20 protein-coding genes are annotated in these 22,827 nt (G+C 68.0%); 14 read left to right on the top strand and 6 right to left on the bottom strand.

The genetic code is table 11. The annotated features are described in order from the left end of the window. Positions 1–72: 72 nt before the first annotated feature. The 5 genes from BMI01S_RS14825 (at position 73) to BMI01S_RS14845 (ending at position 3,703) form a co-directional block, all read left to right on the top strand. Positions 73–573, top strand: a complete 501-nt coding sequence (locus BMI01S_RS14825) for a CreA family protein (RefSeq protein WP_028212912.1) — start codon at positions 73–75, stop codon at positions 571–573. 29 nt (positions 574–602) lie between these two features. Then, entirely contained in the window at positions 603–1,550 is a 948-nt protein-coding gene (locus BMI01S_RS14830) for an AraC family transcriptional regulator (protein WP_028212911.1), read from the top strand. 211 nt (positions 1,551–1,761) lie between these two features. Beyond that, entirely contained in the window at positions 1,762–2,481 is a 720-nt protein-coding gene (locus BMI01S_RS14835) for an AzlC family ABC transporter permease (protein ID WP_081716081.1), read from the top strand. Further along, complete coding sequence (locus BMI01S_RS14840; RefSeq protein WP_028212910.1) at positions 2,478–2,801, top strand: AzlD domain-containing protein; 324 nt, start codon at positions 2,478–2,480, stop codon at positions 2,799–2,801. Before BMI01S_RS14835 ends, BMI01S_RS14840 begins: the two co-directional genes overlap by 4 nt. Before the next feature lie 140 nt (positions 2,802–2,941). Then, positions 2,942–3,703 carry a DUF4088 family protein gene (locus BMI01S_RS14845; RefSeq protein WP_028212909.1) on the top strand — a complete coding sequence of 254 codons (762 nt, stop codon included), beginning with the start codon at positions 2,942–2,944 and terminating at the stop codon, positions 3,701–3,703. A 117-nt stretch (positions 3,704–3,820) separates the two neighbouring features. On the opposite strand, the gene BMI01S_RS14850 is transcribed toward BMI01S_RS14845, so the two are convergent. After that, positions 3,821–5,956 (bottom strand): ATP-dependent helicase, encoded by a 2,136-nt coding sequence (locus BMI01S_RS14850; RefSeq protein WP_028212908.1) that lies wholly within the window; start codon positions 5,954–5,956, stop codon positions 3,821–3,823. Positions 5,957–6,287: 331 nt separating this feature from the next. Here BMI01S_RS14850 and BMI01S_RS14855 point away from each other — a divergent pair, with 331 nt between their 5' ends. From BMI01S_RS14855 to fumC, 4 genes are all read left to right on the top strand, one after another. Continuing rightward, on the top strand, positions 6,288–6,509 hold the full coding sequence (locus tag BMI01S_RS14855) for an RNA-binding S4 domain-containing protein (RefSeq protein ID WP_028212907.1): 222 nt from the start codon (positions 6,288–6,290) through the stop codon (positions 6,507–6,509). A 169-nt stretch (positions 6,510–6,678) separates the two neighbouring features. Next, a complete protein-coding gene (locus BMI01S_RS14860) occupies positions 6,679–8,088 on the top strand; it encodes an MATE family efflux transporter (RefSeq protein WP_028212906.1) in 1,410 nt (469 codons plus the stop codon). 283 nt (positions 8,089–8,371) lie between these two features. Further along, on the top strand, positions 8,372–10,081 hold the full coding sequence (locus tag BMI01S_RS14865) for a phospholipase D family protein (protein WP_081716078.1): 1,710 nt from the start codon (positions 8,372–8,374) through the stop codon (positions 10,079–10,081). Positions 10,082–10,373: 292 nt separating this feature from the next. Further along, positions 10,374–11,762 carry a class II fumarate hydratase gene (gene fumC, locus BMI01S_RS14870; RefSeq protein ID WP_028212904.1) on the top strand — a complete coding sequence of 463 codons (1,389 nt, stop codon included), beginning with the start codon at positions 10,374–10,376 and terminating at the stop codon, positions 11,760–11,762. 87 nt (positions 11,763–11,849) lie between these two features. Here the strand turns inward: fumC and BMI01S_RS14875 are convergent, their stop codons facing one another. The 3 genes from BMI01S_RS14875 to BMI01S_RS14885 all read right to left on the bottom strand — a co-directional run bounded on the left by BMI01S_RS14875 (position 11,850) and on the right by BMI01S_RS14885 (position 13,884). Next, complete coding sequence (locus BMI01S_RS14875) at positions 11,850–12,353, bottom strand: acyl-CoA thioesterase (RefSeq protein ID WP_407669032.1); 504 nt, start codon at positions 12,351–12,353, stop codon at positions 11,850–11,852. A 142-nt stretch (positions 12,354–12,495) separates the two neighbouring features. Next, positions 12,496–13,563 carry a GlxA family transcriptional regulator gene (locus tag BMI01S_RS14880; RefSeq protein WP_042289674.1) on the bottom strand — a complete coding sequence of 356 codons (1,068 nt, stop codon included), beginning with the start codon at positions 13,561–13,563 and terminating at the stop codon, positions 12,496–12,498. A gap of 87 nt (positions 13,564–13,650) precedes the next feature. Beyond that, positions 13,651–13,884, bottom strand: a complete 234-nt coding sequence (locus tag BMI01S_RS14885; protein WP_036019577.1) for a hypothetical protein — start codon at positions 13,882–13,884, stop codon at positions 13,651–13,653. Positions 13,885–13,993: 109 nt separating this feature from the next. Between BMI01S_RS14885 and BMI01S_RS14890 the strand changes: the two genes are divergently transcribed. Then, positions 13,994–14,716 carry an ArsR/SmtB family transcription factor gene (locus BMI01S_RS14890; RefSeq protein ID WP_028212902.1) on the top strand — a complete coding sequence of 241 codons (723 nt, stop codon included), beginning with the start codon at positions 13,994–13,996 and terminating at the stop codon, positions 14,714–14,716. A 262-nt stretch (positions 14,717–14,978) separates the two neighbouring features. Beyond that, positions 14,979–17,642, top strand: coding sequence for a DUF6600 domain-containing protein (locus BMI01S_RS14895; protein ID WP_028231344.1), 2,664 nt, complete (start codon positions 14,979–14,981; stop codon positions 17,640–17,642). Positions 17,643–17,740: 98 nt separating this feature from the next. Here BMI01S_RS14895 and BMI01S_RS14900 read toward each other — a convergent pair whose 3' ends face one another. After that, positions 17,741–18,712 carry a thymidylate synthase gene (locus tag BMI01S_RS14900; RefSeq protein ID WP_028212900.1) on the bottom strand — a complete coding sequence of 324 codons (972 nt, stop codon included), beginning with the start codon at positions 18,710–18,712 and terminating at the stop codon, positions 17,741–17,743. Between the two features lie 302 nt (positions 18,713–19,014). Further along, positions 19,015–20,400: a sigma-54 dependent transcriptional regulator gene (locus tag BMI01S_RS14905; protein WP_028212899.1), complete on the bottom strand. Its 1,386-nt coding sequence runs from the start codon at positions 20,398–20,400 to the stop codon at positions 19,015–19,017. Positions 20,401–20,948: 548 nt separating this feature from the next. Between BMI01S_RS14905 and BMI01S_RS14910 the strand changes: the two genes are divergently transcribed. The 3 genes from BMI01S_RS14910 (at position 20,949) to BMI01S_RS14920 (ending at position 22,825) form a co-directional block, all read left to right on the top strand. Further along, complete coding sequence (locus tag BMI01S_RS14910) at positions 20,949–21,554, top strand: hypothetical protein (protein ID WP_042289680.1); 606 nt, start codon at positions 20,949–20,951, stop codon at positions 21,552–21,554. Positions 21,555–21,677: 123 nt separating this feature from the next. After that, the gene (locus tag BMI01S_RS14915; protein ID WP_028212897.1) at positions 21,678–22,187 is read left to right on the top strand and encodes a hypothetical protein; all 510 of its coding nucleotides are present in this window, start codon (positions 21,678–21,680) and stop codon (positions 22,185–22,187) included. Continuing rightward, on the top strand, positions 22,184–22,825 hold the full coding sequence (locus BMI01S_RS14920) for a hypothetical protein (RefSeq protein WP_028212896.1): 642 nt from the start codon (positions 22,184–22,186) through the stop codon (positions 22,823–22,825). The genes BMI01S_RS14915 and BMI01S_RS14920 overlap by 4 nt, the downstream gene beginning before the upstream one ends. Positions 22,826–22,827: the final 2 nt, after the last annotated feature.

Here is a 22,827-nt window from a genome sequence, read left to right on the forward strand (position 1 = left end):
GTTTTCGCGGTCTTGCCGTCGCCTTCGCCTCCCTCCCCGATAATGTCGCTACGCCCATCTTTGGGAATCCGCATGAAATCCAACCGCCTTGCCGTCCTCCTTGCACGTCCGCTCCTCGGCTGCGCGAGCCTCGTTGCGTTCGTCGCCGGTGCCGCCGCCCATGCCGAGCAGATCGGCAGCGTGAATACCAACTTCCGCGTGACCGGCTCGGACAAGGTCGTCGTCGAGGCCTACGACGACCCACAGGTCCAAGGCGTCACCTGCTATGTGTCGCGCGCACGCACGGGCGGCGTAAAGGGCACGCTCGGCATTGCGGAAGACCCGACAGAGGCGTCGATCGCCTGCCGCCAGGTCGGGCCGATCTCGTTTTCCGGGCCGCTCAAGCAGCAGGCCGATGTCTTCAACGAGCGCATGTCGTTTCTCTTCAAGACGCTGCACGTCGTGCGCGTGGTCGACGCGAAACGCAACGCGCTCGTCTATTTGACCTACAGCGACCGCGTGGTGAGCGGCAGCGCGAAGAACAGCGTCACCGCGGTGCCGGTGCCGGCTGGCACGGCAATCCCGCTGCGCTAGACTGGGCGTCCTGCGCAGGATTTCTCGCCATGACCGACTCGCGTTTCCGGGATTCCGCCCGCTACTGGCGCACGCCGTTGCTGCCCGGCGCGGACCTCGTCACGGCCGAATACAACGAGCACGCATTCGCGCCCCACTGGCACGAGGCCTACACGATTCCTGTGATAGAGGGCGGCGCGGAGTGCTATCGCTATCGCGGCTCGCAGCATGTCGCCGCGGCGGGCACCGTGCCGGTCATCAATCCGGGCGAGCTGCATACGGGCTCGCGCGCCGTCGACGAAGGCTGGAGCTATCGGGTGATGTACGTGCCCGTCGATTTCCTGCATGAACTCGCCGTTGACATCGCCGGGCGCGCGCAGCCGCTGCCGTGGTTCGATACCGAGGTGATCCACGATCTCGATCTCGCGCACCGGCTCTCTCGTGCCCACCGCCTGCTCGAAGCCGACGCCGGGCGTCGACGCAACGTGGCCGTGGCGGAACCTGCCGTGGCCGCGCGGCCGAAAGACGTGGCGGCGCTTCACCCTTGCTCGCGCGCGGCCGCTCCAGCGGCGCGCTCAGCGCCTTGCCCTGATCTGCTCGCCGTGGAAGGCGCCCTGCTCGATGCCCTCTCCACGCTCCTGTCACGCTACGGCCGCACGCGCGAGGCGGCGCTCAGCCACGGCCCCGACGACCCGCGCATCGAGACGATGAAGGCACTGCTCGCCGCCGATCTCGCCACGCCGCTGCGCGTGGCCGATCTCGCACTGGCGGTCGGCCTCTCGCCGTTTCACGCCACACGGCTTTTCACGCAGGCGACCGGGCTGCCGCCGCACGCGTGGCGCACACAGTTGCGTCTGCAACGCGCATTGGGGCCGCTGCGAGAAGGCGCCACGGTCGCCGACGTCGCCGTGGCAAGCGGCTTCACCGACCAGAGTCATTTCACGCGACACTTTCGCCGCATGTTCGGCGTGCCGCCGGGGCGCTGGCAGTCGTCCTGACGCACGCCGCTCGCGCACGCCGCTCGCGCACGCCGTCTCGCGCACGCCGCTGGCGCGCAGCCGCAAGAACGTACAAGCCACGCGCACGGGCGCCCGCTATCCTGTCCCCTTGCATCAGGAGGACAGTTTGACCACGCAATCCAACGCGCGGCCCAGGCCGCATCCGAAGCGAGCCGCGGAATTCGTCGCCGGCGCGCGCGACACGATTCCCATGATGATCGGCGCCGCGCCCTTCGGCGTGATTTTCGGCACGCTCGTCACCTCGGGCCCGCTTTCGCCCTGGCACGGCCAGTTCATGTCGCTCGCCGTGTTCGCCGGCTCCGCGCAGTTCATCGCGCTCGGGCTCATCGCCTCGCACGCGAGCTTCGCCGTGATTCTCGCCACCACGTTCATCGTGAACCTGCGGCACGTGCTGTACAGCGCCACGCTCGCGCCTTACGTCGCGCACCTCCCGCTGCGCTGGCGCCTCGTGCTCGGCGGCGTGCTCACCGACGAGGTCTTCGCCGTCGCGTGGGCGCATTTTCGCCGCCACCCGCCCGGCAACGATGTCTCGCCGTGGCATTTCCTCGGCTCGGGCATTTCGATGTACCTGAACTGGCAGCTCTGGACCGCGGCCGGCCTGCTGTTCGGCGCGGCGTTCCCGGGCCTCCAGTCTCTCGGGCTCGATTTCGCGATGGTGGCGACCTTCATCGCCATCGTCGTGCCGCAGCTCGTCGCCCTGCGCTATCTCGCCGCCGCGGCGACGGCGGGCGCGCTCGCCTTCTTCTGGCAGGACTGGCCGTACAAGCTCGGGCTGCTCGGCGCGGTGCTCGCGGGCGTGGTCGTCGGTGTCGTCCTCTCGCGCCCCGGCTCGCCGCGCGGCGCCCGCGAGTCCGCTGAAAGCTCCCGCAAACCACCCACCGTTCGGCGCACAGCAGGAGCCAGGCAATGAACTACGTCGTCCTGATCCTCGGCATGGCCCTGATCACGTGGCTCGTGCGCACCGCCGTATTCGTGCTCGGCGAACGGCTCGTCTTCCCGCCGCTCGTGCGCACCGCGCTCGGCTTCGTGCCGGTCACCGTGCTCACGGCCATCATCGTGCCGATGGCCGTCTCGCCTCATGGTCACGGCGCCGAGCTGACGTGGCGCAACCCGCAGCTCGTCGGCGCGCTCGCGGCGATCGTCGTGAGCGCGCTCACGAAGCGCCCGCTCCTCACGATCGCGGTCGGGCTCGGCGTGTTTTTCCTCTGGCAAGGCGTCGTCCTGCGCTAGCGCCTCGCTGCCCCCCTCGGCCCTTGCGCTCAAGTTTTACCCCGCCCCGCCGATAAACCCGTCGAGGCCCGCTGTGGCAGGCCCGTGCTCGAACGGCGAGAGCGCGCGAGTAGGGATAAGGATTACACCGGGGCAACCACATGGGGCAAATCACCCTCAAACTGAAGGACGAAACGCTTGCGTCGCTGCGCAAGGACTTCGACGCGTTCCTGCGCGTCTCGCTCAAGCTCGACCCGCAGTTCGCCACGCCGGAATTCGAGGATTACCTGCGCGCGAAGCTGCTCGACAACATGACGCCGCTCACGGAGCACGCGGTGCAGCGGCTTCTGCAGGGCGGCCAGTACGCATGGGCGAAGCGCACGCTCGACAAGGAGTTTCCCGAGGTCGTCTCGATCCTGCTGTGTCAGGCCGGCGAATTCGGCTTCGGCTTCGCCTCGCGCCCCGAGTGGACGCCCGACGAGCTATCGAAGCAGTGCCGCGACTGGGCGGCGGCCATCGTGACGGAAGCCCAGGGCGAGGACTCGCTGATCGATCCGCTCGCGGCGCAGATCAAGTCGAGCGTGCAGGACATCCAGGCGCTCGAGGAATCGATGCAGACACCTGCGTGGCGGCTTGCGGAATCGCTGCGCCAGCGTGTGTACGAAGCGAAGATCGGCTGCGAGCAGGCGAGCGGCAGCGCGGCGCGCGAGCGTCTGGGCGAACTGCGCGGGCTGTTGCGGCTCGGCATCACGCATGGCGCGTTCCAGAAACAGGAAGCGCAGCAGATCATGGAGTATTTGCGGCTGCTCAAGCCCGAGATCTTCGTCGACGAACCCGACGACGTGTTCACGCGTCTTGCCGCCTGGCTGCGCAACTTCTTCACGCCGCCGCCGCGCAGCACCGCGCGCGAGCAGTCGCGCTGAGCGCCGGCGCGCCCGCGAGAAAAAGGCGGGCGCTCACTCCGGCGCCCCGCTGAACGTCCAGCACGGCGTGCCCCCGCGCGGCGCGCCGCCTCTCGTGCCCGCTTCGGCGGGCCCCCGCTAGTCCCACATCTTCCTGAGCTTCGCGGCGATCTCGACCTTCGCCTGTGCGGCGGCGGCAAGTCCCGCCGCGCTCGGCGCGCTCGCCACGGGCGCGGGCGGCCACGCGCGCGATTCGAACAGCGGCAGCATGGGCGTGGCGATGAAGCGCGTGCGCGACGCCCACACGTGCCGGTCGCCCGACGCCACCTGGTTGTGCACATAGAAACGCTGCGGCACGACGATGTGCAAATCCTCCTTCGCGCGTGTCATTGCGACATAGAGCAGACGCCGCTCCTCTTCCAGCTCCTCGTCGCTGCCCGCGCCGAGATCCGACGGAATGCAGCCGTCCACGCCGTTGAGCACGAACACGTTGCGCCACTCCTGCCCTTTCGCGGAGTGGATGGTCGAGAGGATCAGATAGTCCTCGTCGAGCAACGGGTCGGCGGATTCGGCGCTCGTGGCGTCGGGCGGATCGAGCGTGAGTTCGGTGAGAAAGCGCTCGCGCGAGGCATAAGTGCTCGCAATGCTCTCCATCTGCAGCAGATCGGCGTGGCGCACCTGGGCGTCTTCGTGATTGCGCTCCAGATGCGGCTCGTACCAGCGCCGCACGCGCTCGAACTCGGCGGGCCACGGCGTCGAGCGCATGCAAAGGCTGTCGATCAGCGCGGCGAACGCGGGCCAGTCCTCGGCCGCGCGCGGGGGCGGCGCGAAGGCGGCGAGCGCCTCGGCGGCGCGATATGCGCCCGTGCAGGCGGACACCTGGTCGAGCAGGCGCGCCGCGTTGGCGGGCCCGACGCCGGGCAGCAACTGTGTCACGCGAAAGCCCGCCACGCGGTCGAGCGGATTCTCGGCCCAGCGCAACACCGCCAGCACGTCCTTCACATGGGCGGCATCGAGAAAGCGCAGCCCGCCGAACTTCACGAACGGAATGTTGCGCCGCGCGAGCTCGATTTCCAGCGTCGCGCTGTGATGCGCGGCGCGAAACAGCACCGCCTGCTGCTTGAGCTTCATCCCCGCCTCGCGCGCTTCGAGAATCTGCTCGACGACGTAGCGCGCCTGGGTGGCCTCGTCGGCGACCGTGACGAGGCGCGGGCGCTGCTGCGAGGCGCGGTCGGTCCACAGGTTCTTCGTGAAGCGCTCGGCGGCGGCATCGATCACGGCGTTCGAGGCCGCGAGGATCGGCTCCGTCGAGCGATAGTTGCGCTCTAGCGTGACCTGGCGCGCGGGCGGATCGAACTGTGCCGGGAAGTCGAGGATGTTGCGCACGGTCGCGCCGCGAAACGAGTAGATCGCCTGAGCATCGTCGCCGACCACGGTGAGGCCCCGGCCATCGGGCTTGAGCGCAAGGAGAATCGAGGCCTGCAGGCGATTGGTGTCCTGGTATTCGTCGACGAGGATATGGTCGAAGCGGCCGGCCAGATCGGCGGCGATGGCCGGCTCGGCGGCCATGTGCGCCCAGTAGAGCAGCAAGTCGTCGTAGTCGAGGACATTCTGCTTCTGCTTGGCGCCCACGTAGGCGGCGAACAGCGCGCGCAGCTGCGGCTCCCATTCGAGGCACCACGAAAACGAGCGATTGAGCACGTTGGCGAGCGAGTCGCCCGTGTTGACCGCGCGCGAGTAGATCGCAAGACACGTCGATTTCGACGGAAAGCGCTTTTCCTTCGCCGAGAAACCCAGTTCGTGGCGCACGAGGTTCATGAGATCGGCGGAGTCCTCGCGATCGTTGATCGTGAACGCCGGCGAGAGGCCGATGTGATCCGCGTATTCGCGCAACAGGCGCGCTCCCACGCCGTGAAACGTGCCTGCCCAGGTGAGGCCCTGCGCGAGCGCGGCGGCCGCGCCCGGCGCACCGGCGGCAATGCGCGCCACGCGCCGCGTCATCTCCTGCGCGGCGCGGCGCGAGAACGTGAGGAGCAGGATGCGGTGCGGGTCGGCCCCGTTGACGATCAGATGCGCGACGCGGTGAGCCAGCGTATTCGTCTTGCCCGAGCCCGCGCCCGCGATCACGAGCAGCGGCCCCGGCAACGCCGAGCCCGGCGCATAGCCCGCTTCGCCGCCGTGCTCGACGGCCTCGCGCTGCGCTTCGTTGAGCTTTGCGAGCCATGCGGAAACGGCGTTGGCCGCATCGGCGCCCGATTGGACAACATCGTCCAGGGCGACGGAGACTGAGGAGGGATCGGCAACGGAAACAGTGGACACGGCGGACGCGGGGAGATGAACGTGGCGAATCGAAGGGGAGCGACGCATACTGTATATCCATACACCTCGGATCGGCAAGCGCCTGATTATGCAGCGATCTGGCGGGATTTAGGGACAGCGCGGCAGCGCCTGCTGCCCCCGACGCCGCCGCGCCAGGCTACCCGCAGAGCCCAGCGCCCGCGGTCGACGCCGCCAGTACCAGCAGCCGCGTATCGCGGGGGCTCGCCATCGCTTATGATGCTCACCGCTTCGCGCGCTTGCCGCGCGCCCGAATTTCCAGACCGCCATGCCCAACATCGATTTCACCCTGACCGGCGACTACGTCGAACTGCACAACCTCCTGAAGATCACAGGTCTCGCCGATAGCGGCGGCTCGGCCAAGCAGATCGTCGCCTCGGGCGCCGTGAAGGTCGACGGCGAAGTCGAGCTGCGCAAGACGTGCAAGATCCGCGCGGGCCAGGCCGTGCTGCTGGGCGATACTCGCATCGCCATCAAGGCGGCTGAGTGAGGCACCTACAGAGGCACCGCGGGAGCCTCGACCGGACTTGCGCCCAGACGCCAGCTATGCACCATATTTGAGCATTCGGATCGACAAGGCCGCTGTCTAGCAATAAGCTTTCACTTTCGACAGACAAACCAGGCCGTGCGGCGCGACCCATTCGCGCCGCTTGCTTTTCATGACTCGAGCCACGCTCTCCCGACGCGCCGTTTCCGCGCCCCCCACGCTGCGCCGCCACGCCGCCGACACCGCCCGCCTCGCCGCGCCCCTCGCGATCGCCCAGCTCTCGCAAATGGCGATGAGCGTCACCGACACGGTGCTGCTCGGCTCGCTCGGCGCCGACGCGCTCGCCGCGGGCGGCCTCGGCGCCAATCTGTTCTTCGTCGTGGTGACGGTGCTGCAAGGCGTGCTGACCTCGGTGAGCGTGAGCGTCGCGCAGGCGCGCGGCGCCGACAACGAAAGCCAGGTGCCGCACATCTACTGGACCGGCTTCGCGCTTTCCCTGCTGCTCTCGCTGCCGGCCTTCGCGCTGCTCTCGTTTGCCGAGCCGATCCTGCGCGCGCTCGGCGAGCCGACGCTGCTCGCCCACCACATCGGCGAATACACGGCCGTGCTGCGCTGGGGCGCGCCCGCGAGCCTGATCGGCGTGGGGCTCATGCGCTCGTTCCTGCCCGCCATCGGCGCGGCGCGACGGCTTCTCTGGGTGTCGGTTGCGTGCGTGTTCATCAACGGCTTTCTCAACTACGGGCTGATCCACGGCATGTGGAGCCTGCCGCGCCTCGGCTTTCTCGGCTCGGCGGTCGCGACGACGATCACGGTGTGGCTCACCGCCTTCGTGCTGATGGCGCTGCTGCACCTGCGGCCGTCGCACCAGCATTTCGTCATTGCGCGCCGGCCCACGGCGCCGCTGATGGGCGAGCTATTCACGATCGGCTGGCCGGTCGCGATCACCTACGCCGTGGAGGCGACGCTCTTTCTCGCCACCGGCCTGCTCGCCGGCCTGCTCGGAGAGACGCCGCTCGCCGCGCACCAGATCGCGCTTAACGTCGCCTCCGTCACCTTCATGGTGCCGCTCGCGATCGGTCAGGCGGCCAACGTGCGCGTGGGTTACTGGGCCGGCGCGGGCGCGCCGCGCGCCGCACGCCATGCGGGTTTCGTCGCGCTGGGGCTAGGCGTGGGTTTCATGTCGCTCTCGGCGCTCGTGATGGTGCTCGCGCCGCACTGGATCGTCGGGCTCTACCTGCATCTCGACGATCCGGCCAACGCCCACACGGTCGGGCTCGCCGCCACGCTGCTCGGCGTCGCGGCCATCTTCCAGATCGTCGACGGCGCGCAAACCGTGGGCTCGGGCTGCCTGCGCGGTCTGAAGGACACGCGCGTGCCCATGCTCGCGGCCACGCTCGGCTACTGGGGCATCGGCTTTCCGCTCGGTTACGCACTCGCGTTCCGCTTCGGTCTCGGTGCACTCGGACTCTGGTGGGGCCTTGCGGCGGGGCTCGCCAGCGTCGCCGTGCTCATGACGTGGCGCTTTCATCGCATGAGCCAGCACGTGCTGGCCCCCGCCGCCAATGCGAACCGCGTGGAGTGAAGCGTCCGCTCGGCGGCGCGCCCTGCCGGTTCGATAGTGCGCACGCAGAGCCAGGCCTCGGCGCGATGCCCGGCAAGCGCGAGTTCTTGCCGCTTGCCGCCCTGCCGGGCGTTGCCCCGGTTGGCAAAGCGGCGCGGCGTGCGCGATAAACACAGGCTCGAACTGCCTCCGCCATGCGTCCCCAGCGCGCCTTATCGCTTCGGCCCGAAAATTGCGGTAGCAGCATGTTCGCCTGCGCAAGTCCCGCGAGCGGCTTCCCGTAAATACTTCGTGAAGCCGTGCAATGAAAGCGAACCATAACGCCCCACGCGGCGTGCCGCTTTGGAGGATCCGCTTGCCCGTGCATCCTGCCCCGTCCGAAGCCGTTACCCGACGCTCGGCCTCGCCGCCGATGCTGGCCCGGTTCGCGCTCGCTTGCCTCGCGCTCGTCGCGGGCTGCGCAACACGGCCGCCCGCCACCGACTATCCGCGTGAAACGAGCGCCGCGCTGACTGCGGCCGAAGCGGCAGCCACGCCGCTCGGTGCCGCGCTAGCCGCACCCGAAGCCGCGCATCCCGGCCAATCCGGCTTTCGCCTGCTGGCCACCGGGACCGACTCGCTGCAAATGCGCGTCGCGCTCGGGCGCGCGGCGACGAAGACACTCGATATGCAGTACTACGTCGCCAACGAAGACACCACCGGCAAGCTGCTGCTCGGCTCGGCGCTTCACGCGGCCGATCGCGGCGTGCGCGTGCGCATGCTCGTCGACGACCTGAATTTCCACGACATCGACCGCCTGATGGCCGCGCTCAACAGCCATCCCAACATCCAGATCCGCGTGTTCAATCCGTACGGCAGCACGGGCGAGTCGATGTACCTGCGCACGCGCAACTTCTTCACGAACGTCGACCAGTTCACGCGCCGCATGCACAACAAGGCGACGATCGCGGACAACGAGATGGCGATCGTCGGCGGCCGCAATCTCGGCGACGAATATTTCAGCGCCAGCCCGACGATCGACTTCCGCGATCTCGACGTGCTCTCGGCCGGGCCGGTCGCGCAAAGCGTTTCGGCAAGCTTCGACGAGTACTGGAACAGCCCGGTCTCCTACCCCTTGAACGTGCTCAATCATCAGAAGTTCGCGCCGCACGATCTGGACACCGCGCGCGACGACCTGCGCAAGCACTGGCGCGAGAGCGCCGAGCCGTACAACGCCAAGCCGCTCAACGCCACGCCGCTCGCGCAGCAGATCGCGGAGAACGGCCTCGGGCTCGTCTGGGCGAAATGGACGTTCGTGGCCGACTCGCCCGGCAAGATCGCAGGCGCCGAGCAAGGCCAGCTCGGCGACGCCATGAAGGCGCTGCTCGAGCGCATCCATCAGGCTCACAGCAGCGTGCTGGTCTTTTCGCCCTACTTCGTGCCGCACGAGGCGGGCGTCGAGACGCTTCGGGCGCTGACCGCGCGCGGCGTGCGCGTGGCGATCCTGACCAACTCGCTCGCCGCCACCGACGCCGTGGCCGTCCAGGCAGGCTACAGCCCGTACCGGGTGCCGCTGCTCAGGGCCGGCGTCGAACTCTATGAGTTCGGGCCGCGACAGTTCGAGCACACGGACGAGCGGCCCTTAGGCGTTGTCGGTTCGCGCTCGCGCGCGAGCCTGCACGCAAAAGCTTATGTGATCGACGAGAGCACCCTCGTGATCGGCTCGCTCAACCTCGATCCGCGCTCGGCGAGGCTCAACACCGAACTCGCGCTCACGATCGAAAGCGCGGCCATCGCTCACGACGTGGCCGGCCTGTTCAAGCGCGCCACCTCGCCGGAAGTGAGCTACCGCGTGACGCTCGCGACGCCCGCGCAGCGCGCGCAACTCACCGGCACGCCCGTCAATTCGCCGCTCGTCTGGACCGACGAGGAGGACGGCATGCTCCGCACCTTCAACGTCGACCCTGGTGCGGGTTTCTACAGGAATGTCCTAACCGGGCTATTCTTGCTGTTGCCGGTCGACAGCCAGTTGTGAACGCGCCGTGAGCGCTGTCCGCCGCGCGAGCCGTCGGTGAGTCGTACCGTCCGCCGTCGGGCGAGCCGCGAAGCCGTCTTCATCGCTCTGTTGCCTTGCGGCAGCCGGGCATGCACTTTCATCGCGTTCGTCTCGTCTGGCGCCGCGCCGGCGAGCCCGGCCACCACGCGCAACCGAACCCGTCACGAAAGCGGCGCCTTCGCATGCCGTGCGAGAGCAGCGAAAGCACGAGCAAGCCGCGCCGCCTCAATCACCGGAGCATCAAATGACCGCAAGCAACGAAAACGTCCGCATGGAACGCGACACGTTCGGCGAAATCGCCGTGCCCGCCCAGCAGCTTTGGGGCGCGCAAACGCAGCGATCGCTGCAGAACTTCCGCATCTCCACCGAAAAGCAGTCGCCGGAACTCATCACCGCGCTCGCCACCATCAAGCGCGCCGCAGCCGAGGTGAACCTCTCGCTAGGCGTGCTCGACGAGACCAAAGCGCGCGCGATCGTGCAGGCCGCTGACGAGATCATCGCGGGCAAGCATCCGGGCGAATTCCCGCTCGCCGTGTGGCAAACGGGCTCCGGCACGCAGACCAACATGAACCTCAACGAGGTGATCGCCAACCGCGCGAGCGAGATTCTGGGCGGCGAGCGCGGCGAGGCGCGCAAGGTGCATCCGAACGACGACGTCAACCGCGGCCAGTCGTCCAACGACGTGTTCCCGACCGCGATGCACGTGGCGGCCGCCTACGGCATCGTCAAGCATCTGCTGCCCGCGCTGAAAACGCTGCGCGATACGCTCGACGGCAAGGCGAAGGCGTTCGCCGGCATCGTGAAGATCGGCCGCACGCACTTGCAGGACGCCACGCCGCTCACGCTGGGCCAGGAGTTCTCGGGCTACGTCGCACAGCTCGATCACGGTATCAGGCACGTGGAATCGGCGCTACCGCATCTCTACGAGCTCGCGCAAGGCGGTACGGCCGTGGGCACCGGGCTCAACGCGCATCCGCAGTTCGCGCAGAAGGTGGCGGAAACCATCGCGAAGCTCACGGGCTTGCCCTTCGTCACCGCGCCCAACAAGTTCGAGGTGATGGCCGCCGCCGACGCGCTGGTGTTCGCTCACGGCGCGCTCAAGACCGTGGCCGCGAGCCTCATGAAGATCGCCAACGATATTCGCTGGCTCGCGAGCGGCCCGCGCTGCGGCCTGGGCGAGCTGTCGATTCCCGAGAACGAGCCGGGCAGCTCGATCATGCCGGGCAAGGTGAATCCTACGCAGTCCGAAGCGGTGACGATGCTCTGCTGCCAGGTGTTCGGCAACGACGTGGCCGTGAACATGGGCGGCGCGAGCGGCAACTTCGAATTGAACGTATTCCGCCCGATGATCGCGCACAACGTGCTGCAGTCGATCCGTCTGCTCGCCGACGGCGCCCTCAGCTTCAACGATCACTGCGCCGTGGGCATCGAGCCGAACCGCGCGCGCATCGACACGCTCCTCAACGAGTCGCTCATGCTCGTGACGGCGCTCAATCCGCACATCGGCTACGACAAGGCCGCGCAGATCGCGAAGAAGGCGCACAAGGAAGGCACCACGCTCAAGGCCGCCGCGCTCGCGCTCGGTCACGTGACCGAACAGCAGTTCGACGAGTGGGTGAAGCCGGGCGACATGGTGGGCAACACCGGCAAACCAGCCTGATTCGAAAGACCGGAAAGCAGAACGGGCGGCGAGGTTCACACCTTCGCCGCCCGTTTGTTCACGCCGCCTGGAAATGAGGCATGCGCCTCACACCTGCCCTTTCGCCACTTCCTCGGGCTTGAGTTCGACGATGGCATCGAGCGCGTCGCGCACGTCGAGCGCGTATTTGGCAAGACGCTTCTGCTCGTCCGTTTCCGGCACGAACGGCGGCACGGGAATCGGGTTGCCGTTTTCGTCGACGGCCACGAACACGATCAGACAGTCGGTGGTGAGGCGCAGCTGGCCGCTCTTCGGGTCGCCGGCGTGCACGGTGATGTGGATGTGCATCGATGTGCGCCCCGTGGCGACCACGCGCGCGCGCAGTTCGACCATGTTGCCGACGAGTATCGGGCGGCGAAAGCGGATGTTGCCCACGCTCACCGTCACGCAATAGCGGCCGGACCAGACGGCGGCGCACGCATAGGCCGTTTCGTCGATCCATTTCATCAGCGCACCGCCGTGCACTTTGCCGCCGAAGTTGACCGAGGTCGGCTCGGCGAGAAAACGGAACGTCGTTTCCGAACGGTCCAGCGGCTGGGCAGGCATCTTCATCTCGGCTTGGCTCATGGCGATTCCCGCTTGGGCGGCTCGTTTCGTGGGGTATGGAGGCGTCGATTATACGAGGGCAATAAGACAAACGCTGGCGTCTGCAAACGGCCGTAACCGCCTCAGGAAAACAGCCTGACGCGCCTCGTCAATTCGCAGCGAACCGCGCCCGATAATCGAGCGGAAGCACGCCGTAGTGCCGCTCGAACGCGCGCCGCAGGTTCTGCTCGGTCCCGAAGCCGCAGTCGGCCGCGATGCGCTTGAGCGGCCGGCGCGACTGCACGAGGGCGTGCGCGGCGGCCTCCACGCGCATGGCCGAGACCGTGCGCGCCGGCGTGCGCCCCACCGCCTCGACATAGCGGCGCGCGAAGGTGCGCGGGCTCATGCGCGCTTCCTCGGCAAGACGCTCGACGTTCAGCTCGCCGCGCAGGTTCGCGGCCATCCAGCCATGCAGCGCGTCGAACTCGCCGCCGGCGGTGTCCTGCGCCGTTAGCGCCTCGCTGAACTGCGACTGGCCGCCCGGCCGCTTCATGAACACGACGAGGCGGCGCGCCGCCTGCATGGCAACGGCATGGCCGCAGTCCTCTTCGATCAGCGCGAGCGCGAGATCGATGCCCGCCGACACGCCCGCCGAGGTCCAGACCACGCGCGCGTCACGCTCGTCGCGAATGAAAATCGGCTCGGGATCGACCTCGACGCGCGGGAAGCGCCGCGCGAGCTGCGCCGCGTTGCGCCAGTGCGTGGCGGCGCGCCGGCCGTCGAGCATACCCGCTGCGGCGAGATAGAACGCGCCCGTGCAGACGGACGCGACGCGGCGCGCATATGGCGCGGCAGCCGCGATCCACGCGACGAGTTCCGGTTGCAGTTCGGTCGTGTCGCCGATGGGCACGCCCGGCACGATCAGCGTATCGATCGTGGCCGGATCGAGCGTGTCGAGCCGCTCGGTGACGACGGGCAGGCCCGCGAAGGTCGGCAGCACGCCGCCCGCCACCGAGGCGAGCGTCGTGCGGTAGGCGCATGGCGCGCTGGCTGGCGCGCGATTCGTGCTGCGCGAGCCGCAAACGCCGCTTGCTGCACGCATCGCCAGTTCCGCGCGCCAGAACGCCTCGACGGGGCCGCAGGCATCGAGCAGCACGAGTTCAGGGGCGACGGCGAACACGACATGGCGTGCGGCATGGCGTGCGGCAGCGGCATGGGGCGAAGTGTGAGATGACATGGCGGCAAAGTCGATGCGAACGGGACGTTTGCATGATTCCACGCGGGCGTCTGGCAGTCACGTCAAACCGGCATCAAATCCTGCCAGTCACTTGTGGAAGGCGACGCCCTCGTCGACCGTGCCGTACATCGTGATGCCGCTCGCGCCGCTCGACGGCGCCAAGCCGCCTTGCGCGCAGGCCACGCACAAGGACGCGAGCGCGGCGGCGACGAAAAGACCCAGGAAGCGTTTCATGAAGGGAAAGCAACGTGAAAGATCCGATTCTAGCGCGGCGCCGGGCGCGCCGCCGTACGGATGCAGGCGGATCACCTCCAGTGCCACGCGGCTGCAATCGACGCTTCATGCCAGGCTGAAACGTCGATGGCGCTGTTCCTCTACAGTAGCCGTGTGGGCGGCATCTGCTGCCATCGCAAGCCATGAAGGAGCCGCCATGAACCTCCCCGCCACTGATGCATCGAGTCACTTCCCGGGACTCGCTCGCGTTGCCGCGCTACTCGCCGATCCGGGGCGCGCCGCCATGCTGTGGGCGCTCATGGACGGCAGCGCGCGACCCGCCGGCGAACTCACGATGATCGCGGGCCTTTCGCCTTCGGCGGCGAGCGGCCACCTCGCGCGCCTCACCGAAGGCGGACTGCTCGCGCTCGACGTGCGCGGCCGGCATCGCTACTACCGGATCGCCACGCCCGAGGTCGCTGCGACGATCGAGGCGCTCATGAATGTCGCGCACGCCGCCAACGCCACCAGCGCTCAACGACCCGAGCCGCGTTCCGTGCGCACGGTGCCGCTTGAGATGCGCCATGCGCGTACATGCTACGACCACATGGCGGGCGAGGTTGCCGTGCAGGTGTTCGAGCGCCTCGTGGGAAGCGGCCTGCTCCTGCGTGACGGCGACACGCTCGAAGCCACGCCCGAGGGCGCGGCGCGCCTCGCGACCTGGGGCGTGGACGTCGCTGCGCTGCGCGCGCGCCGGCGGCGCTTCGCCTGCACCTGCCTCGACTGGAGCGAGCGCAGACCGCATCTGGGCGGCGCGCTCGGCGCGGCGCTGCTCGATTCGTGGACGCTCAGCGGCTGGATCGAACGCACCAACCGCCCGCGCGTGCTGCGCATCACCCCAAAGGGACAAGGCGAGTTCGACGCGCTCGCAGGCGTGTAGTGCGCTCGTCGAACCAGGCCAACCGGCTGACGAATACCCGCGAGGATCGCCGTTGCCGGGCGCAAAAAACCGGCGTTTCAATCGCAGTCACACGTTCTGTTACATATGGTGCATAAGCCCTAACAAATCCATGCGCATGGAAACAATCCCCGCAGATACAGTGCCCTGCATGGGACGCCGCAAATTCGCCGGCGCTCCGTGCCCTGCAAGGGTGGCCCGACCACACGCCAAAGCGCCTGGTCCCGCCGACAGGAGAACGAACATGACAACGCGCACGCCTACGATCACCCAGTTTCGCCGCACCTCCCGCCGCACACTGTTCGCGCTTGCCGCGCTCGCCGCGCTGAACCTCGCGGCCGCGCCCGCGATCTTTGCACAGGCCGCGCCGCCCGAAGGGGCGACCGCGACGGGCGGCGATCCACCGAGCCGCGTCGCGCGTCTGGACTACATGGCGGGGGCCGTGACCACGGAGCCGGCGGGCGCGAGCGACTGGTCGTACGCACAGCTCAATCGGCCGCTCACGACGGGCGACCAGCTCTGGAACGACGCGAACGGGCGCTCGGAACTGCACATCGGCTCGACGGCCGTGCGCCTCGGCGCGCAGACGAGCCTCGACGTCCTCAACCTCGACGATCAGACCGCCCAGCTCAAAGTCGCGCAAGGCACGCTTTCCACGCGCGTGCGCGACGTTCCGGCCGGCACCTCGTATGAAATCGACACGCCCAACCTCGCGCTCGGCGTGACGAGCCCCGGCGACTATCGCGTGGACGTCGCCCCTGACGGCAGCACCACGACGGTCACCGTGCGCAGCGGCAACGTGACTGTCTACGGCGAAAACGGCCAGATCCCAATGACGGCCGGCCAGCAAATCCGTTTTTCCGGCACCGATCTGCAGCAGGTGACGAGCGACGAAGCGCCGCCGCCGGACGCCTTCGATCAATGGGCGCTCGCGCGCGATGCGGCCGCGGACCGCTCGGTCTCGGCGCGCTATGTCTCGCGCGATGTGCCCGGCTACCAGGACCTAGACAACAACGGCACCTGGCGCAGCGACCCGCAGTACGGCGAAGTCTGGACGCCGAATTCGGTGCCCGCGGGCTGGGCGCCGTATCACGACGGCCACTGGGTCTGGCAGGCACCGTGGGGCTGGACCTGGGTCGATGACGCCCCATGGGGCTTCGCGCCTTACCACTATGGGCGCTGGGCCTACGTCGACGATTCGTGGGCGTGGGTGCCGGGACCGCTCGTCGAGAGCGCGCCGCCCGTCTATGCGCCGGCGCTGGTCGCGTTCGTGGGCGGCGGAGACGGCGGCCCCGACTGGAGCGTGAACCTCGCGGTGGGCGGCGTCGCGGCCGCGGGCGTCGCCTGGTTCGCGCTCGGGCCGGGAGAGCCGTGGCACCCGCACTGGGGCGGCTGGAGCCCGCACTACTACGACCGCGTGAACCAGACCGTCGTCATCAACAATTACCGGCGCGACGTCAACATCACGAACATCAACGTTCACAACACCACCTATGTGAACTATCGCGCGCCGGGCGCGGTGACGGCCGTGCCCGCTACCGCCTTCGTCCATGGCCAGCCGGTGTCGCGCTTCGCCCAGCGTGTGGATCCGCAGCAATGGCGCCATGCGCGCATCGAGCCCGGCACGCCGGGCATCGCACCGGTCAAGGGGAGCTTCGGGCCGAACATGCGGCGCGCCGACTACAGGCCGCCCGCAGTGCTCAATCAGCGCCAGGTCGTCGCCACGCGCGCGCCGGTCGCGCCGCCCGCATTCCACGACAACCTGGCGCAGCGGTTCGCCCATGCGGGCGGTACCGTGCCGGGCGCGGGGGCGCCCGTGGTGCGTGTCTCGTCGCCGTCGCACGCATCGTTTTCACCGTTCTCCCCGGCCTCGCGGGGTGTGGAACCCGTCCAGAACGTGCGCGTGGTACCGCCGCATTCGCCGGTCCTTGGCGCGGCTGGCAGGCCAGCTAACGACGCGCAGGCGCAGGCGGGCCGGACCGCTGGATTCCCCCGTTCGCCGGCCGGCGCGCCGCAATCCGCGGCACCGGCCGCCAATGCGATGCCGCGCGGCCCCGAACGTGGCCAGCCTGGCGCGCCGCCCGCCGCCGCGCAGGAACATGGTGTGCCTCGCCCACCGCAGTTCGCCGGCCGTCCGGAAGGCGGCATACCTGCCGCGGGCCAGCCCGCTCAGCAAGTGCTGAACGGCGCGCGCGGCGAAGCCCACCAGCCATCGTGGACGCAGCCGCACACGCCGATGGCTATGCGTGGCCAGCCGGGCGCTAATGAGGCGAGCCGCCCGCCCGCGATCGCGATGCAGCAGCCGCGTGATCTGGCACGCGCGCAAGCGCAACCTCAGGCGCAGCCGCAGCAACCGCAGCAACGGATGCCCGAGCCCGGCACCGCGCAACACGTTCCGCCGATGCCGCCGCAAGCGCAAGCCCGGCCGGCGCCGCAGGCCGAGGCGCGCGCCGGGTTCCGTCCCCAGGCGCAGCCCGATGCTCAGCCGCAACAGCGTGCGGAGTTCCACCCGCAACCGCAGCCACAGCCGCAGCAACGCGTCGAGGCTCGCCCGCAGCCTCAGCCGCAAGCTCAGCCGCAGCCACGCCCGGAATTCCACCCGCAGCCGCAACCGCAACCGCGCGCCGAGGTCCGCCCGCAGCCGCAACCGCAGCCACGCGCGGAATTCCATCCACAGCCGCAGCCCCAACCGCAGCCCCGTGCGGAATTCCATCCACAGCCGCAGCCCCAACCGCAGCCACGCCCGGAATTCCATCCACAGCCGCAACCCCAACCGCAGCCCCGTGCGGAATTCCACCCGCAGCCGCAACCCCAACCCCAACCGCGTCCGCAGCCGCAACCGCAACCTGCGGCTCATCCGCAGGAGCGCGCGAGCGGTGGCAATCACGACGATCGCCACCACGGCTGAGCTGATCGCCGCGCCAACAACGACAAAGCCCGCGAACGTCGCCGTTCGCGGGCTTTGTCATGGCGCCGACACTTCAAACGCCGACGGCTGCTGCCGCCTCACACCGCCATGGGTGCGGTGAGTGGCTCGTGATGCCGATAGTCGACGAGCGAGAAGTCGGAGGGCTCGACCTTGTCGAGCCACTCCGGCTCGTAGATTCCGGTCTTCGCGTACTCGGGCACACGCTCCGAGATGGCGAGGCGTGGGCTCTCGTAGGGCTCGCGGCGCAATTGCTCGTTGAGCATGTCGAGCTGGTTCTCGTAGATGTGCGCGTCGCCGATGAAATACGTGAACCAGCGCGGCGTATAGCCCGTCAGCCGGCCCACGAGATGGAGCAGGACCGCCCCCTCCGTGAGGTTGAACGGCGTGCCCAGACCCACGTCGTTGCTGCGGATGTAGAGGCACAGCGAGATTTCACGCTTCGTCGGATTCGGCAGGAACTGGTACAGCAGATGGCAGGCCGGCAGCGCAATCTCCTCGAGCACCGCCGGATTCCAGGCGTGAAACAAGATGCGTCGGTCAGCGGGGTTGCTCATGATCGTATCGAGACACTGGCGTAGCTGGTCGATCGCCTTATAGAGCAACACTTTTTGCCGGCCGTCCTCGCTGAACTGCGCCACTTGCGCGTAGCCGCGCGATTGCGCGTCGGCGAGCTGCGCCGCCGCATCTGCGTCCAGCACCTTGTAGGCGGGCCAGCGGCGCCACTGCACGCCGTAGACCTCGCCCAGGTCGTCCGTGCCCTCGCGGTACGGATTGGCGAGCCACTGGGCGTTCTCGTTCGCGTTGGCGTCCCACACCTTGCAGCCGAGCGCGCGGAAATCCGCGGCGCTGCGCGAGGCGCGCAAAAACCCGATCAGTTCGCCCACGGCCGATTTGAACGCCAGCTTCTTCGTCGTGACCGCCGGGAAGCCCGCTTGCAGATCGAAACGCAGCATTGCGCCCGGCTGGCTGATCGTGCGGATGCCGGTGCGGTTTTCCTGCCAGGTGCCGGTGTCGAGAATCGAGCGGACGAGCTCGAGATACTGTTTCATGCGCGCTTCCCTCGTCGGACGGCTGGCGCCCGGTTCGGATTCAGGATGGAAAAACAGGATTTTACCCGTCGCGCGCGACCTGGGTCGGACGCGCCAAAAGCGCGCGGTCATGCGGTCACGGGAACCCGGCGCGAACGCCCGCGGGACGGGCTATCGGCAGGCTGGAACGAGCTGGCGCAGAAGCGGAGGGAAGCGAAGCGAGGAACGAAGCGTGACAGCAAAACCCAGCGGAACCGGGCGGCGAGAGCGACGCCACGCGCTCAGTGCACGCCGCACTGATGCGCCGCCCCTGGCGCCCAGCGTCAACGGCCCGAGGCCAGGCCGCCCGGGTGCGGTGCGAGCGGCTCGCTTTCCATGTGGCGCATGCCGTGCGCGCAGAGAAGCCGGTAAAGGGTCACGCGCGAGATGCCGAGCTCGTGGGCGGCATCGCCAAGACGTCCGCGGTGACGCAGGAGCGCAAGCTCGATCGCCTGCCGCTCGGCGGCCTCGCGCGCCTGGGCAAGCGACACGGGCACCACCTCGACATAGTCGCCGAGTTCCAGATCGCGCGCCGTGATGGCGCGGCCTTCCGACATCACGATCGCGCGCCGCACGCGGTTGATGAGTTCACGCACGTTGCCGGGCCAGCTGTAGTTGTGCAGGGCCGCGATGGCGTCGGGCGAAAAGCCGCGAAGACGCCGGCCGCCGTCCTTCTTGAAGCGCTCGAGCATGTGCCGCGCGAGCAGTTCGATATCTTTTCCGCGCGCGCGCAGCGGCGGTTCGTCGATCTGCAATACGCACAGGCGGTGATACAAATCCTGGCGAAAGCGCCCTTCCACCATCGCCGCGCGCATATCGACGTGGGTGGCCGAAATGATGCGCACATCCACCGGAATCGACTGATGGCCGCCAAGGCGCTCGATCTTGCCTTCCTGCAGGAAGCGCAGCAGGCTCGCCTGGCTTTCCATGGGCAGGTCGCCGATCTCGTCGAGAAAGAGCGTGCCGCCGTTGGCCGCTTCGACGCGCCCGATCTTGCGCTGACTCGCGCCCGTGAACGCGCCGCGTTCGTAGCCGAACAGTTCGGATTGCAGCAGATGCGGCGGAATCGCGCCGCAGTTGATCGGCACGAAGGGTGCGTTGCGGCGCGACGACCGCTCGTGGATCGCCACGGCCGTGAGCTCCTTGCCCGTGCCCGACTCGCCCGAGATGAACACCGGTGCGTCGGTCATGGCGACCTTGCGGATCGAGCGGAAGAGCGCGAGCATCGCCTCGCACGAGCCGACCATTTCGCCTTCGGCGCCGCCCGTGGTGTCGTTGGAGGCCAGTTCGCCGAGCGAGACCATGCCATAAGCATGGCCGACCGAATCGACGATGCGGTCACCGTTCCACGGGACCGTTACGTAATCGAAACAGTAATCTCGCACGAGCCGGCGCAGCGTGGCATCCTGGAGCTGGCCGGTCGTGGTCGCCGCGACCCAGCCCACGTTGGGCAGCGTGAGGCACGGCTCGAACGAGCCGATCTCGTGCAGATGGAATTCACTGGAAAGGTCGAGCAGCCCCCCCGCGGGCATACCGGCACGGAACGCGCGCCGCGCGTCGCGTGCGTTACCGACGATCTCCACCTGCCAGCCACGCTCGTGGAACCGCTCGTTCAACACTTCGACCGGTTTTCGCGTCACGTACACCAATTGCCGCGTTGCAGGTTCCATTATTCAGATCCTCTTGCCAACACCATCGTTTGCGAATGACGGCACGCACCTGAATGTACAGACACGCAGCAAAAAGCGGCTTTCGCGTACCTGCAAAACAGTGAACGCGCATGCTTTTGCTGACAGTGAATCCCCGAGTTGTGGCGTGTGTGTCAACCTGCCCACGTGTGGGCCTTTTCTTATAGGTATTACGGCTTTTTCTGAAGCTTACTATAGCCTCATGGGAATTGGATAGGTTTTATGCGGATGGAATGACTCGGGGACGGATGGAAGTGTTTCCATCTCAATCCTGCCATTTTGTGAGCACAGAAATAATAACGAATGTTTCCATTCCGTGAATCTGCGACGCACCGGGCTCGCAAACGTTCTCGTTTGAAACCCTCCAGCATTGCCACGCAGGTTTAAACCTCCTGACGTTTCAGCACTGAAACATTTTGGCGAATATCTGCGATTCAAAATCTGCAGAAAATAGCGCGGCTCGAAGCGTATCAATGGATTGCGAGCGATGGCACACGTTTCGCTAAATGTCTCGCATCAGGAGATACGCCATGCGACTCATCACCCAGCAGGTCCGGCGCAGTGTCATTGGTTTGCGCAGCGCATGCGCCGCCATGCTCTTGCCCGCCGCCCTCTTCGTCGTTTCGCCCGCCGCGCTGGCGCAGTCGATCGACGAAGCGCCGGCCGCGCAGTTCGCTCGGGATTCCGCACCGCTCGCGCTCGCCAGCGTCTCGCGCACCGCCCCGGATGTCGTTCCTGCAACATCCGCCGCGCTCGTGCCGGCCACCCTCGAAACCAATGCGCAGACGAATACCCCGACGAATGTCCCGACTGCGGCCAGCACGCCCGACACGGACACGACGAACGCCGCGGAGGACAACGCCGCGCCAACCGCCAGCCTGCATGCGGCCGCCGACCCGGTTGCCTCTGGCGACGACGTTTCCTTCGCCGGCGCCGGACCGCTCGACGACCAGACGCTTGCGCGCCAGCGCGGCGGCGCGGTCGGAATGGTGATGGTGGCCGCCACGCCGCAACTGATGCGCGGCAACAACAGCGTGACGCTCTGGGACGAGATTGCGCCGCCTGCGCCGCTCCCGATTCCCGTCGACGCCACGCAGAACGCGCAGGGCAACGTCGCGAGCTACACGAGAAAGTAACGATGAGATAGCACCCGCGCCGCAGGGCGGCGCGGCGTCCGGTGCGCGGCACAACGACGCTGCGCCCGGACAAGGGACGGGCGGGGCGCCCATGCGCCGGCTTTCGTCCAGGAGGAGACCAGAATGACCGTACGGACCGTACGCAACGCGACGCGCGGCGCGAGCCGCCGCCCGCTCCAGGTGGCCGCCGCCCTGTGCGCACTCCTGGCCTCGGGCGTCACGGCTAGCGTGGCCGCCCAGCAGGTCACGAACCCGGGCGACATCATCGTCGAACGCGACATCACACCGCGCAGTGCTTTCGACAACGTGCCGAAGAGCCAGGACCCGGTGCTGGTGCGCGCCACCACCTTCCCCAAGAACAGTTACGACCCCGCAATCGCGACGCTCGTCAGCGATACGGACCTCACCAACGCGCACGGCTCGAGCGGCGTCAACGCGAACGGCGCGTTGAGCGCCCAAAACGCCGGCGTCCAAGCGCTCACGCGCATTCTCACCGGCAGCGCCACGGGCGCCAATACGGCGGCGGGACCGGGCGCGAGCGCGGGTGTCGGCGGCGGCATCGGCGGCACGATTTCCTCGACGGTCACTGGCGCGCTCGCTCCGCTCACGGGCGCCATGGGAGGCATGAAATGAGCCGTTCGATCCAGACGCCGCGCGCCTGGCGCGCTGCACTTCGCGCCGCACTTCCCGCGGCGCTCGCCTGCGCCGCAGCGCTTGGCTTTGCCGGCGTCGCGCACGCCCAGGCGACGGTAGGCGCGACGGCGGTCATTGCCCCGGGCGCCGCAACCTCGACAACCGGCGCGCTCGCGGTGAACGAAACGGCCGGCGTCGACAACGCGCAGGCCAACCAGCTGACGATCACGACGGGCACCGTGGCCATCAACCTGAACGGCGACCAGCAGCTCGCGAGCATCACAGCGCGGCTCAAGAACGCGAGCGCGACGATAGGTGCGGGAGCTTTTGCGAACACGAACGGCGCAATGATGGTGAATCAGTCGGCGGGCGTGGGCAATGTCCAGCGCAACACTGCTCTCATCGGCAGTGGTGCGATTGGTGTGGTGGCGGTCTCGGACGGCGAACTGTCCGCTGCCGCCGCCAGGAACGGCAGTCAGGGGCAATCGGCCCAGGTAGGGGGTATTCGTGAGGTACGCATCGACGGTGCGGCATTCAGGAATGCGACGGGCCTCGTGCAGGTGAACCAGACGGCCGGCGCCGGCAACGCTACGGCGAACAGTTTTGTGCTCCGTCCCCCGGCGGGCACTCTTTTTTAACT

This window comes from Paraburkholderia mimosarum LMG 23256 = NBRC 106338, from assembly GCF_000739815.1.
Taxonomy (GTDB): Bacteria; Pseudomonadota; Gammaproteobacteria; order Burkholderiales; family Burkholderiaceae; genus Paraburkholderia; species Paraburkholderia mimosarum.

What these genes read in the sequence shown, in the direction of transcription:
- fumC (WP_028212904.1), top strand. Translation starts at nt 10,374, where the DNA reads ATGGAACGCGACACGTTCGGCGAAATCGCCGTGCCCGCCCAGCAGCTT.
- BMI01S_RS14905 (WP_028212899.1), bottom strand. Translation starts at nt 20,400, where the DNA reads ATGGAACCTGCAACGCGGCAATTGGTGTACGTGACGCGAAAACCGGTC.
- BMI01S_RS14830 (WP_028212911.1), top strand. Translation starts at nt 603, where the DNA reads ATGACCGACTCGCGTTTCCGGGATTCCGCCCGCTACTGGCGCACGCCG.
- BMI01S_RS14920 (WP_028212896.1), top strand. Translation starts at nt 22,184, where the DNA reads ATGAGCCGTTCGATCCAGACGCCGCGCGCCTGGCGCGCTGCACTTCGC.
- BMI01S_RS14910 (WP_042289680.1), top strand. Translation starts at nt 20,949, where the DNA reads ATGCGACTCATCACCCAGCAGGTCCGGCGCAGTGTCATTGGTTTGCGC.
- BMI01S_RS14875 (WP_407669032.1), bottom strand. Translation starts at nt 12,353, where the DNA reads ATGAAGATGCCTGCCCAGCCGCTGGACCGTTCGGAAACGACGTTCCGT.
- BMI01S_RS14835 (WP_081716081.1), top strand. Translation starts at nt 1,762, where the DNA reads ATGATGATCGGCGCCGCGCCCTTCGGCGTGATTTTCGGCACGCTCGTC.
- BMI01S_RS14860 (WP_028212906.1), top strand. Translation starts at nt 6,679, where the DNA reads ATGACTCGAGCCACGCTCTCCCGACGCGCCGTTTCCGCGCCCCCCACG.
- BMI01S_RS14840 (WP_028212910.1), top strand. Translation starts at nt 2,478, where the DNA reads ATGAACTACGTCGTCCTGATCCTCGGCATGGCCCTGATCACGTGGCTC.
- BMI01S_RS14825 (WP_028212912.1), top strand. Translation starts at nt 73, where the DNA reads ATGAAATCCAACCGCCTTGCCGTCCTCCTTGCACGTCCGCTCCTCGGC.
- BMI01S_RS14845 (WP_028212909.1), top strand. Translation starts at nt 2,942, where the DNA reads ATGGGGCAAATCACCCTCAAACTGAAGGACGAAACGCTTGCGTCGCTG.
- BMI01S_RS14900 (WP_028212900.1), bottom strand. Translation starts at nt 18,712, where the DNA reads ATGAAACAGTATCTCGAGCTCGTCCGCTCGATTCTCGACACCGGCACC.
- BMI01S_RS14895 (WP_028231344.1), top strand. Translation starts at nt 14,979, where the DNA reads ATGACAACGCGCACGCCTACGATCACCCAGTTTCGCCGCACCTCCCGC.
- BMI01S_RS14915 (WP_028212897.1), top strand. Translation starts at nt 21,678, where the DNA reads ATGACCGTACGGACCGTACGCAACGCGACGCGCGGCGCGAGCCGCCGC.
- BMI01S_RS14880 (WP_042289674.1), bottom strand. Translation starts at nt 13,563, where the DNA reads ATGTCATCTCACACTTCGCCCCATGCCGCTGCCGCACGCCATGCCGCA.
- BMI01S_RS14890 (WP_028212902.1), top strand. Translation starts at nt 13,994, where the DNA reads ATGAACCTCCCCGCCACTGATGCATCGAGTCACTTCCCGGGACTCGCT.
- BMI01S_RS14865 (WP_081716078.1), top strand. Translation starts at nt 8,372, where the DNA reads ATGAAAGCGAACCATAACGCCCCACGCGGCGTGCCGCTTTGGAGGATC.
- BMI01S_RS14855 (WP_028212907.1), top strand. Translation starts at nt 6,288, where the DNA reads ATGCCCAACATCGATTTCACCCTGACCGGCGACTACGTCGAACTGCAC.